The sequence below is a fragment of the Vibrio satsumensis genome (assembly GCF_050337435.1).
Lineage (GTDB): Bacteria > Pseudomonadota > Gammaproteobacteria > Enterobacterales > Vibrionaceae > Vibrio > Vibrio satsumensis.
Window position 1 is genome coordinate 68,664 of sequence record NZ_JAKJSX010000005.1, and the last position, 12,314, is coordinate 80,977.

Below are 12,314 nucleotides of genomic sequence, written 5' to 3' on the forward strand. Positions count from 1 at the left end.
AAAAATTAAGCCGTAGAGCTCAATTTTATAAAACACAACGTCATAGAATCAAAACATGATTTGCCAGGCTCGGAATAAGTTATGCGTAAAGATAATTTAAAGCACATGCTCCTAATTGGTGACAATGGTATTAACAACCAGTTTATTCAGCGTGAAATAGAAAAATACAGTGACTTTTCTTTTAGCAGAGCATGTATGACAAGCATTGGGCGCTCGAGTAACCATAAAACTTTCGATGTCGTCCTTATTAGCTACTTACTCTTGGCAAAGATCGAAGATATCAGCATCATCTTATCAAGAATAGAATCTAATAAATGGGTAGTCTATGATGTTCCTGCAGACATTACCGGACAGAGTATTACTGTAATGCAACTATTCAACTTGTTTAATATAAAAGGAATCATCTATCAGGACGCTCCTATTGATCACCTTACCCGTTGTTTAAAAACAGTGTGTGACGACGATTTGTGGTTGCCGAGAAAGTTAATGTCACATATTTTAACTAATAGACACGATTACACTTTCAAGTCGAAGGTAATACTATCTAGCCTTACGAAAAGAGAAGTTCAAATATTCAAGCGAGTGATAAGAGGAGATTCAAATTTAGAAATATCAAACGAACTATTTATTTCAGAAAGTACGGTAAAAACACACGTATACAACATATATAAAAAAATAAACGTCAATAACCGAAAAGAAGCAATAAGAAAAGCAAATTTTATCAATAGTTTAGAGAACATTATACAACCAGACATGAAATTCAAAACATGAATATTCAATTCAAAGCTTGATCCCCGCTCCCCTTAGTAATTTTCTATACTAAAATTCAACAACAGCCGATCTCAGAAAACCTAAATCTCCCTGCACTCTTCTAGTCGGCGAAAAACTGTTTTCAAAAAGTTTAGGTGATCCGATTGACTCACGACTTGCCTAAGAAATCACCAATAGCACCATAAACCATATTAAGTGTTCATCTAGAACAAATAATCCTTGAGCTTCCCCTAAGGGGAAGCTTTATTGTCATGCTTTTACTGGAGTAAAACCGTGACTTACCATCCCTTCGCTTTGATCTTGCTTACCCTTTCGCCTAGCCTTTATGCTGCTGATTTTGGAAACTCTGCTCTAGGTAAAATGAAATCTCCAAGCTGTGTGTTTTGCCATAACCCCACCAGCCCATCAACTAATAGCACCTACCCAAACCTTTCAGGTCAAGATCCCCTCTATCTCTTTAATGCAATGAAAGCGTATCAAAACGGAGACAGACAAGGCGACTACGCAGATATGATGCGAGCACAACTGAGTAAGCTCAATGATCAAGATTTGAAAGACATAACCGCATTTTATTCATCTCAAGATAGTGAATAGCTGATGCGTTTAGCATTGCTTAAATGAAACACATCATATTACTTTAATGTGTTTTATTGATATTGTCGAGACAGGAATATCACAAGACTCAAGCTTTCCGACTTTAATATTGCTTCTTCTTTGAGGAAGCTCATAATAGTCAAAACAATAGTTATTAATGTTATTGACTTGATCTCCCAACGGTAGCAACTTATTTAATTTGGAAATATAACTAGGATGTAGCTTGTATAAATCACTAATGTTTTTTCTGTTAACCATCAACGTATTTCGATTTGTATTCGCGTAGCTTAATATTTTATTGCCTTTACGGTTTAAATCAAAATCACAGTTACTACAATTCGAAATCTGTGTAAGTATAGTCTCACCACTGTTACTTAAAAACACTTTAACCTTTGTATGATTTGTACTTAACACGCTGTTATTATTACTATTAACCTTAGTATAATCAAAATAGCCAACGAACTCGAAACCTCTATCAATTTCAAATAATCGATGTTCACCATCTGTAGAGATAACGTGCTCATCAACGATAAATGAACCAGAACAACCCACTAATATTAATGAAAACAATAGGTAAACCGTAGCTTTAAATTTCATAATTAACTCCATAATTATTTTTCAAAACCCTATAAGTAGAGGATTCCATAACTCATGTATTAGATGAAAATTAATAAAAAGCCCCAATATTCAATTGGGACTTACTCTCTGAAAGATGAATTAAGATGCTGCATTATCCATCAATTCTTTCTCCGTCTGGTATGCTTCAATGATCTTTTCAGCAGAAAGGTCAATATCTTCCATCGAAGTATGGCAACTCAAAACCGAGAACAGCATCGTCTTTAAGCCTTTGTAGCCCGAAGTTGATGGATATAGCGTTCCTTCTTCCTGCAAACGGTGAACAACTCGATCCGTGAGTTCATTGCGGTAGATATCATCACCTTGACCAAATTGAGCTGAGAAACGATTGGATACAACATCGTTCAGAATCGTGATGCCTTCTACTGCAGAAAGTTTTTTCGCCATACGCTGTGCTAGTTCAGTACAACGATCAATGTGCTCAACAATCCCTTCTTTACCTAATGATTTAAACGCTGCATACACAGGAACGCCACGTGCTCTTCTTGATGCAGAAATACCAAAGTTAATTGCGTTTCGATCTGGTTTTTCCATTGCATCGTTAAGGTAATCACCCATATTACCTCCACCCATAGCCTTAGATAGCGCTGCGGCGTCTTTTACGATGATCATTCCACTGTCATACGGCATGTTGAACCATTTATGGCCATCCGTATCAATAGAATCTGCTCTCTCAATCCCTTTCAACAGGTATTTTTGTTTATCACTAGCTGCTGCCCATAAACCAATTGCACCATCTACGTGTAGCCATGCATTACCATGCATTTCTACGGCATCAGCCAGTTCATTAAATGGGTCGAATGCACCTGAATCAATACAGCCAGCCTGTGCGCAAACGAGAGTTGGACCTTCTAGCGCAGAAATAGTCGCTTTGAGGTTGTCTGGAATTATGCGTAAGTTATCGTCTGTTGGCACTTTGACGATTGTTTCTAGACCGATACCAATCATTGACAGTGCGCGCTTTATCGTTGAGTGGATTTGGTCACTGACAACAACGTTAATACGAGGAGCTCCAAACAAGCCTTTGGTGACTACATCCCAACCAGCACGTTCAAGCAGTGTATTGCGGGCGGTTATCAAACCGGTGTATATAGCTTCTTGCGCACCAGAAGTGAAACCTACCGCCGTACCTTGATTTAAACCTAATAGCTCAACCATCCACTCTGCCGCTGTTTCTTCAACAACAGACATAGCAGGGCTAGAAACGTAATAAGGCACATTTTGGTCCCAAGCACTCACTAGCCAATCTGCTGCTAGTGAAGCAGGAAACGAACTGCCAATCGCGTACCCAAAAAAACGTGCACCACCCGATGCCATTAAACCAGCATCGACATTCTTTACCATTTCATCAATCACTCGTGATGGGTCTGTTGGTCGCAATGGTAAATCTCCGCCGATAGATTCACGTAAAGCTTGTGAGGTTGTACCTTTATCTACCGGTCTATCTGCTAAAGATTCTAGGTAAGAAACTGCATGTTTCAGAGAGCTTTCAAGTGGTAAGCGATATTCATTAAAACGGTGTGACATGATGATTCCTCTATTTGTTGTCTACCCAATAATGTTATTGGATCTGGGCTTTGAGGAATTGTCATATCACGCCACGCGAATACGATTTGCTAAAGTTCTTATGGCAAGAAAAAGAAAGCAAAGTGTCACTTCTAAAAACAAGATATCGAGTATTGAATCAAATATAATGCTTCCCCATAAACACCAACCTATAAGCACTGATGTCTACTGCGGAACTGTGAGGGAGTAAAACCGGTTTTGCGTTTAAAGAAACGAGTGAAGTTAGCAGACTCACCATAGCCGATATTGGTAGCTATTGACGTTATTGAGTCATCCGAGTGCTTCAGTCGAACCTGAGCCTCATTTAAAATAAGATCATCTAACACTTCGCGATAAGTTAAACTTGCGCCGAGTAAGCGCCTCTGGATAGTCCTAGGACTCATTCCCAATATGTTCGCAGCCGTTGATATAGGTAACTTTCCCATCGACAAGTATGGTTGCATGGCATATTTGAATGAGCACAAGAAATCACTAGGGATACCTTCTCGATCTGTGAGTACTCTTCGTTCTGACTTTTTTAGTGAGTTAACTTTCTGATTCAAAAGTTCGTTATTTAGGCGAATACCTGTGACTGAACGGAGTGTGAAAAACTGAACATGTGCTAACTTTGAACATTCAAAAAAGCACTCCGTATGTGGGCTAACAATTGTCACATACTTTTCTTTGCTGTTTTGTTTTGTCAAAGCTGTTACCAACTCATCCAGAAAAATGATCGAGAATATCTCGGCGTACTTAAACCAGTCTTGTGTAGCGCCCTCTTTTTCACGAACTAACCAGTAACAATCATTATGGAGCTTTAAAGATATTCTAACTCCGCTTGAGTAATATCGAATGATTTCACAGAATTCTTCTAGTGCTTCTTTTACAGTGCCCTCCCTTGCTTTAACCAAATGAGCAATCACGCCAGGTATATAGGTGTTCTTACACATTAACCAAACACGAGTCACAAATGTATCCAGCGAAACACTTTCACCAAACATTCTGATTATGTTGAGTAAAACAGTCTCAGGTATAAACGGGAATGCACATGTTTGTATGTCAACCGGTGCTTTTACGCCAGTAATCAAAGAATGGACATTAATATCTTTTTCACTAAAGAGTTCAGCTAGATCATGAATACAATCTGTGCGAACAAGTGGTACTCCTCTATTCATATGCTTTCACCTTCCGACCTTATTCACTTCACGTTGATATGTTGAAAATCCTGCCTAAGAATTAGAAAGCCCCTTATTAGTAAATTGAATAAGGGGCTAAATTCATACTATTTAGTTGTACTGAATATAAAGCATCTTTCTTAGGCTATTGCATCGATTCTTATCCAGAGGATCCCCTAAATACTCGCCTTCTTCTGCTGCCGTTTTCATTAATAACGCTCGTGCACGCTCATCACTAGGTAGATCTCGATATTTTTCATAGGTTTTCATTTTTAGAATTTTGTATTTAGAATTTTGGCTAAGGTCAGAAAAGTTATCGTAGCAGTAATTCATAGCACCTGAGTTTGCGCCAATCTTACTGGCATCTGTGATTGCATACGCGTTGGCAGTCAACACAATCATAGATAACGCGAGAGTCTTTATCAGTTTCATATCCAGTTCCATTTAACGTTAGTCTTATATAAATTGCAGTTATCGAGCTATTAAACTAACTGCAATTAATATTCAAAAAGTGATGTTAATCATTCATCTAACGCCATGCTTGCCATTTGGTGACACATCAAAAATAACTACTTTAATTGATGCCGATTGGACTCTTCCTGAGAATAGATTTCAATTTCATCACGTCAATAAAAATTTCAATGTCACGATATGGCCATTAAATCAAGATATTTGACCTTATGTTCGTCTTAAAAACAGTTCTCTCCCTCATTAATAATCTAATGGTTCATTGACGGGAGTAGAACACCTAAATCCCTACATATCAGAATCTTAAGTTGAGAGCCTCGCATGTCAGAAATAAAAAAAGTCGACACCGAAACGCAAAAAAAGAAACCAATTAATAAGGTTAAAATAACAACAAACAGTTTATTGGCATTCACCATCCTTTCCATCGGCATCGCTGTAGTTTCAGACAGAATTATTCCAACTACCGACAACGTTAGGGTTGAAGGAAACGTCATTTCCTTAAAACCGCAAGTATCAGGACAAATAGAGAGAATTAATATTACTGCAAACACTAACGTTGAAAAAAACGACGTGTTACTCAAAATTGTCTCTACCGACTATGAAATAGCCGTTAAACAAGCAGAAGCAAAATTGAAGATCGCCGGGCAGCAAGTTGGGGCGCAAATGGCCAGTATTATTTCCGCTCAAGCACAACTCACAACATCGTTAGTTGCACAACAAAATGCTCAGCGTCAGGGTCAACGAGTATTGGCTATGGCAGACAAAGGGGTCGTATCAAAGTCTGATGCCGATACAACACGTGCCACGATTGATAAAGCTAATGCTGAAGTCATGAACGCTCGCGCTAATCTAGAAAAAGCCAAAGCTCAAGTGGGTCCTGAGGGAGAGGAAAATGCCCAAATACAATCAGCACTACTTGAATTACAAAAAGCCCAATTGGACTTATCGCGCACAACCCTATCAGCGCCTTCAGATGGTGCGGTAACCAACTTGAGCTTATCAGAAGGTTCTTACGCTTCTTCAGGCTCTCCATTGATCACCTTCGTCGAAAGCGACAATTTATGGCTTGAAGCTTATTTTAGAGAAAATAGTCTCGGTAACATAAAACCAGGCGATGACGTTGAAATTGCATTAGATCTTGCTCCAGGCACGACATTCAAAGGCACAGTTTCTTCAATCGACTTGGGGGTCACATGGGGTAAAAACGAACAACTTGGTGACCTTGCGAATGTACAAAACCAAAATGGATGGTTAAGAGACACACAACGTATTCCAGTTACGATTAAAATAAACGAGCCATCGGCGATCCACTCAATGCGAATTGGAGGCCAAGCAGATGTCATCGTTTATACTGGCGAAAACACTCTATTTAACCTGCTTGGAAAAACCTGGATTAATATAGTGAGCTTGTTCTCTTATGTTCGATAAAATAGAGCAAGCACAAGAGCGTAGGATTTTTCGCTACGTCACGGCAGTCGGCCTAGCAACATTCCTTGCACTATGGTTTAACTGGCCATTAGCTTTTTGCACGCCACTTCTGACCGCAAAATTTATCGCTGATAAGCCTCAATTTCATATTCTCCATGTCAAACAGTTGGCCTACGCGCTTCTATCCACCGCTGCTATTGGATTCGCAGTATCAACAGGGCTACCTGAGTATAAAATTGCCTTTCTTTCTACACTCACACTCGGGATGCTTTGGGCATACTATTTGTTTACCGACCCTAAATGGGTCATGTTCGCAACATTCCTAATGATCGAACTGATATTACTTCCATCTATAACGATAATCGATCAAGCATCCGCGCTTAATGTAGGAATCGGTTTTGCGTTTTCAGGCACTTTGGCCGTCGCTTTGTACGCCCTTTCGCACGTTTATTTTCCAGAAGAAGAGAAGACGGACTTTGAAGGGTTTCCCGCATCCCTACTGACCAAAGAAATGCGGTGGACAGCCGCTGTGCGCGCATGGGTGATTTCGTTTCCGCTCGTATGCTTTTACTTCTATTTTCAACTTTCTCAGATACTGCTTACCGTTGCATTTGTAATGTTATTATCGTTAATGGCTAGCAGTGAAACGTCCGGTAAGACCGCGTTATTTTTCACAGCAAGTAACATCCTCGCAGGTCTAATTACATTCGTCGCTTTTCTCATCATATCTTTAGCACCTAATATGTATGTATATATGATGGTTGTACTCAGTGTCATTACGCTTTTCGGAATAAAGATTTATACCGAACCACAAAAGGCGCCTATATATATTACGGCCTTTACCGGGTTCAATGTACTTATGGGAACATCAATAAGCAGCGGCGCATTGGATGACAAATTCTACGTTCGCATTTTCCAGCTATTTTTAGTCTTGCTATACATGCTATTTATGACCTATTTCTTAGAGTCTCGATCTAGGAAATAATCCGTCAAACCAGAACTTTCTGTCGTTCCTACACTCTCATCCATTGTTACTAAGTGTTGTTAAATGGCAGGGAAACTCCTGCCATATCTAGTCAGGCGACATCCATAGCTCCTAGATAACACTGTAAAGACATGGCTTCAGGTACAACATAGCGCTTTACACGCCCTAGCGAACCCTTACAATGTGCAGCAAATATATTTATCAAGGTTTGTCTCTATGTCTATTCAATGGTTTCCGGGTCACATGCATAAAGCCCGCAAAGAAATCGAAGAAGTTATCCCACAAGTTGATGTGATCATCGAAGTATTGGACGCTCGTATCCCGTTCAGTAGCGAAAACCCAATGATCTCTTCACTGCGCGGCGATAAGCCTTGTGTAAAAGTGTTGAACAAGCGTGACCTTGCAGATCCTGAACTGACTCAACGTTGGATTGAGCACTTCGAGAAAGAGCAAGGCGTTAAAGCGATTGCGATTACTACTAGCGTAAAAGAAGAAGTTAACCACGTTATGGAGCTAGTACGTAAGCTGGCGCCACACCGTGAACAGATGGGCAAGAACATTCGCACAATGATCATGGGGATCCCGAACGTAGGCAAATCGACCATCATCAACTGCTTGGCTGGACGTACGATTGCGGTTACAGGTAACCAACCTGCGGTAACTCGTCGCCAACAACGTATCAATCTGCAAAATGGCGTGATCCTTTCAGACACTCCTGGAATCCTTTGGCCTAAAGTAGAAAACCCACACAGTGGCTTCCGCTTGGCTGCAACAGGTGCTGTAAAAGATACGGCAATGGAATACGATGAAGTGGCATTCTACACAGTAGAATACCTAGCAAAGCAGTACCCTAACCTTTTGCAAGAACGTTACCAAATTGAAGAGCTGCCAGAGTCTGACATCGAATTGATGGAAGCGATTGGTCGTAAGCGTGGCGCACTTCGTGCCGGTGGTCATATCGACATTCACAAATGTTCGGAAATCCTACTTCACGAATTGCGTAACGGCACTTTAGGTAAGGTAACGCTTGAGTTGCCAGAAATGATCACACAAGAGCTGATCGAAGTTGAAGAAGCTGCTGCTCTGAAAGCCGAACAACAGATTAAGAAGAAAGAGGAGCGTCGTAAGCGTTACTTGAAGAACAAACGTTAATCTCTCTTAATCATTTTTACATCAGCCTCTAAAGTATTCATGTTCTATTCCCCATAGAACATGAATATTGCCTGATACGGTTTGTTGATCTAGCTAACATACTGACAAATATATAGAAATGGTCGTTTACAATCCCAAAGACTGTGACATACTACGCAAATTATTGTGTATCAATCTCGGCTAATTTCTCAATGCGCTCTTATTCTGGGTTCAAGAATCAAAGATTTAAAACCTATTTCGATAATGAAATTTATTTGCCGTACATAAATTTCATCTACATCCCGATCTCAATATTCTGTGCTTTCCTCGTTACCGACTACATACACTTTGGGAGTGAGTGTCTTACACCTATCATTTTCAGAGTCATACTTTTTCTATTGATGATGGCTGTCGCCAGATACTGCATTACAAGCAAACCCAACGTTTTGGAACTCGTAGAAAGTACTTTCCTTGTAATTAGCTCACTTTTCTTGGTCTATGTCGGTCGACTTGCTATTGAGCTGAACAACTTCGATTACCAAGGCGGTATCATTTTAGTGATGATCTACATTGGTACGTTTTCAAGGTTGTCAGCCAAGTACAGTATCTCTACCCTGTCGTTTATCTTTTTGGCTTATCTCATCGGCCTTGCGCCACTGCTTTATGAAGCTGAGCCAAAGCATGAGATCGACACAATTTCTGTTTATATTTCGGCTTACATCCTAATCTCAGCGGCCTGTATAAGACGTAATTTAGAAGTACACAAACGTTTCGCTCAATCCGAGCAACTGCGTAAACAAGCGATTCAGCTTCGCAAACAATCCAATATGTTTGAGGCGCTTTCTTATCAAGACGCGCTAACGGGCTGCTACAACCGCCTTTATCTTCATCAGGTGATAGAACCGAGCATAAACCGTCAGCTATCCATTACATCGATCATGATAGATATTGATCATTTCAAATTGATTAACGACACCTACGGCCACCAAATGGGCGATATGGTGATCAAAGAATTGGCCGATGAAATTCAAAAACGACTACCGACCAGCAGTAACTGCTTTCGATACGGTGGTGAAGAGTTTTTGGTGATGGTTCAAGGAGAAACCGAGGCTTCAATTGAATCGCTAGTTAATTCCCTTTTAGAATCCCCTTCTCGCCTTAGGTTAGAAGTAACGATTTCAATCGGTGTGAAACATGCACCGCAGGCCCTTGGTTCTGTAGAGCAACTTATCGACGACGCCGACCAAGCACTCTACATTTCGAAGAAAGGCGGTAGGAATAAGATCACATGGTGTGATTAATCGCCCAGTATTTCACGCGTCTTAGCGAATCATTAAAACGGCCACGAATCCAATCAAAAAAGCCCCGAACAATTTAATGCTCGGGGCTTTTGTCTTTGTTCTTCGGCTTTAAAGTAACTTCGGTCAGAAGTTGTTAATTAGCAAAAAACCAGTATTAAACAAGAATCAACTAAGAATACACGACGCTTGCTGTTTTCTGTTCAAGTTCAACAGGAGAGTTCCAAGAAATCACTTTCTCGTTCACTTGACTACCGCATGGTGCGTTCCAAACTTGCTCAAGTTCTTCTTTGCCGCCAATCGCCTCATAAAAAGCTATCGCTTGGTGGTTCTCAGACATCACCTCTAGGTAAAGCCCTGAGTCCGAATAGTATTGCTGCAACCATTTTGATAATTCAGACAGTAGACGCTTACCAATACCTCTACCGCGATAATTATTGTCTACATGTAACGCATCAATGAACGTGCCACGCTCAAAGTTGTGATTACCAAACGCGCAGACGAAACCAACCAGTAAACCGCCTTCTTCAAGCAATAAAACATGTTGGTTGAAAGGAGGATTAATCAAACGAGTCTGCCAAATAACAGATCTGTCCTCCAAAACATCATTCTCTAAGTAATCATCAGCAAGAATGCCGCGGTAATATAGCTTCCAGCTATCCGCATGTAATTGGGCAATCCGCTCATAATCTTTATATTCAGCTACCTTAATTTCCATTTATTAGCCCTTAGTACTTCCATTTATGACTTGCTACTACATTTCACACTACCTTTATACAATATTTAAGTAAAACATACTAATACACGTTTACACTTTCAATCTTGACTTACACGTGTACGCTGATATTCTAGCGCACAGATGTAAGCTCAATGGAAATTTGCTAATGAATAGTGCCGATAACCCATCAACAAAAAAGCCGCCATTAATCTGGCTCAATATTTTTATATTCTCTTTTAGTATGCTGCTTGCTGTTGTTGCGGCCCCTGTTTATGGCTACTTTTTTGGCTATGGTATGGAGCACTGGATATGGCTAGCGATCTGTTTTACGTTCTGTAACCTTTCAATCACGACAGGTTATCACCGTTTATGGTCACACAAAGCTTTTGAAGCGCATTCAAGCCTAAGATTCTTATTTGCATTAGGTGGTGCATTTGCCCTGCAGAACAGCGCGCTACACTGGTCTTCTGATCACCGAGTACACCACAAGCATGTCGATAATAATGACAAAGACCCATACTCTGCAAAACGAGGGTTTTGGTACTCACACATAGGCTGGATGATTCGTAATTACAGTACCTCAATGTATGAAAACTATGAAAACTGTCGTGATCTTAAAAAAGACAAGATTGTTATGTGGCAGCACAAACACTATGTTCTGTTGGCATTGCTGATGAACTTCGGTGTTCCTATCGCTTTAGGTGTTATTTACGGTGACGTGCTTGGCATGTTGTTAATCGTAGGTGCGGTTCGTTTGGTACTTAACCACCACACAACATTCTTCATTAACTCTCTTGCTCACATCTGGGGGAGCCAACCTTTTACTGACAAAAACACAGCGCGTGATAACGGTGTGTTAGCAGTACTCACTTTCGGCGAAGGCTACCACAACTTCCACCACATCTTTGAGAACGACTACCGTAACGGAATCTACTGGTGGCAATACGATCCAACAAAGTGGTTGATCAAGAGTGCTTCGCTGATGGGACTGGCAAGTAAGCTAAAGAAAACCCCTCAAGCTCGTATCGAGAAAGCCGAAGCGTCTATGCTACTTAAACGCACGCAGCAAAAAATTATGCACCGTGCCGACAAGCAACAAATCGCAGACAAGCTTCAACAAGAGTTCGATGCTCTAGTATCAAACATGAACGAGTACTACGAAGTCAAAAAGCAACTACTTGAAAGTAAACGTGAAGACGTTGTGAAGAAGTACGAACACTCAGTTCTTAAAGTTCGTTACCAGCAAATCAAAATGAATTTCGAACAACAGAAGAAAAATTGGGTGATGACAGTGGAACAATATGCTTAAGGTGGAGTAGTACACTTAACACACCAATAACAACTCAGTTTATTTCTTATTCAAAAGCCCTCATCTTGCCATGAGGGCTTTTTTATTTCACAGATCTAATTAAATTCATGAAATTTAAGTATTTATTCTAATAACAGACACCAGTTCCAAATGTCACATTTTCAATGCAACAAAATGTCATTCCAGAATCATACCTGTGAGTAATGTCACTTACAGAATGACATCCATCTCATAACATGCGCGTCCCAAAATTCTT

At 40.3% G+C, this 12,314-nt stretch carries 12 protein-coding genes; 7 read left to right on the forward strand and 5 right to left on the reverse strand.

Features of this window, described 5'->3' with window-relative positions:
* Positions 1-81 precede the first annotated feature (81 nt).
* Positions 82-771, forward strand: coding sequence for a helix-turn-helix domain-containing protein (locus L4C44_RS06150; RefSeq protein WP_146492501.1), 690 nt, complete (start codon positions 82-84; stop codon positions 769-771).
* 273 nt (positions 772-1,044) lie between these two features.
* Complete coding sequence (locus L4C44_RS06155; protein WP_327784909.1) at positions 1,045-1,365, forward strand: c-type cytochrome; 321 nt, start codon at positions 1,045-1,047, stop codon at positions 1,363-1,365.
* A 33-nt stretch (positions 1,366-1,398) separates the two neighbouring features.
* Here the strand turns inward: L4C44_RS06155 and L4C44_RS06160 are convergent, their stop codons facing one another.
* From L4C44_RS06160 to L4C44_RS06175, 4 genes are all read right to left on the reverse strand, one after another.
* Positions 1,399-1,962, reverse strand: a complete 564-nt coding sequence (locus tag L4C44_RS06160; protein ID WP_146492503.1) for a hypothetical protein — start codon at positions 1,960-1,962, stop codon at positions 1,399-1,401.
* Positions 1,963-2,082: 120 nt separating this feature from the next.
* Positions 2,083-3,528: a pyridoxal phosphate-dependent decarboxylase family protein gene (locus tag L4C44_RS06165; protein ID WP_428804616.1), complete on the reverse strand. Its 1,446-nt coding sequence runs from the start codon at positions 3,526-3,528 to the stop codon at positions 2,083-2,085.
* 188 nt (positions 3,529-3,716) lie between these two features.
* Positions 3,717-4,721: a helix-turn-helix domain-containing protein gene (locus tag L4C44_RS06170; RefSeq protein ID WP_146492505.1), complete on the reverse strand. Its 1,005-nt coding sequence runs from the start codon at positions 4,719-4,721 to the stop codon at positions 3,717-3,719.
* Positions 4,722-4,832: 111 nt separating this feature from the next.
* The gene (locus tag L4C44_RS06175) at positions 4,833-5,153 is read right to left on the reverse strand and encodes a hypothetical protein (protein ID WP_261383511.1); all 321 of its coding nucleotides are present in this window, start codon (positions 5,151-5,153) and stop codon (positions 4,833-4,835) included.
* Positions 5,154-5,510: 357 nt separating this feature from the next.
* Between L4C44_RS06175 and L4C44_RS06180 the strand changes: the two genes are divergently transcribed.
* The 4 genes from L4C44_RS06180 to L4C44_RS06195 all read left to right on the forward strand — a co-directional run bounded on the left by L4C44_RS06180 (position 5,511) and on the right by L4C44_RS06195 (position 10,034).
* Entirely contained in the window at positions 5,511-6,617 is a 1,107-nt protein-coding gene (locus L4C44_RS06180; protein WP_146492506.1) for an HlyD family secretion protein, read from the forward strand.
* The gene (locus L4C44_RS06185; RefSeq protein WP_146492507.1) at positions 6,607-7,602 is read left to right on the forward strand and encodes a DUF2955 domain-containing protein; all 996 of its coding nucleotides are present in this window, start codon (positions 6,607-6,609) and stop codon (positions 7,600-7,602) included. Before L4C44_RS06180 ends, L4C44_RS06185 begins: the two co-directional genes overlap by 11 nt.
* Before the next feature lie 216 nt (positions 7,603-7,818).
* Positions 7,819-8,754 carry a ribosome biogenesis GTPase YlqF gene (ylqF, locus tag L4C44_RS06190; RefSeq protein WP_029405588.1) on the forward strand — a complete coding sequence of 312 codons (936 nt, stop codon included), beginning with the start codon at positions 7,819-7,821 and terminating at the stop codon, positions 8,752-8,754.
* A gap of 254 nt (positions 8,755-9,008) precedes the next feature.
* Positions 9,009-10,034 (forward strand): GGDEF domain-containing protein, encoded by a 1,026-nt coding sequence (locus tag L4C44_RS06195; protein WP_285953572.1) that lies wholly within the window; start codon positions 9,009-9,011, stop codon positions 10,032-10,034.
* Between the two features lie 169 nt (positions 10,035-10,203).
* Here the strand turns inward: L4C44_RS06195 and L4C44_RS06200 are convergent, their stop codons facing one another.
* Positions 10,204-10,749: a GNAT family N-acetyltransferase gene (locus tag L4C44_RS06200; protein ID WP_060981238.1), complete on the reverse strand. Its 546-nt coding sequence runs from the start codon at positions 10,747-10,749 to the stop codon at positions 10,204-10,206.
* Positions 10,750-10,915: 166 nt separating this feature from the next.
* On the opposite strand from L4C44_RS06200, the gene L4C44_RS06205 reads away from it, so the two are divergent.
* Positions 10,916-12,058 carry an acyl-CoA desaturase gene (locus L4C44_RS06205; RefSeq protein ID WP_146490711.1) on the forward strand — a complete coding sequence of 381 codons (1,143 nt, stop codon included), beginning with the start codon at positions 10,916-10,918 and terminating at the stop codon, positions 12,056-12,058.
* Positions 12,059-12,314: the final 256 nt, after the last annotated feature.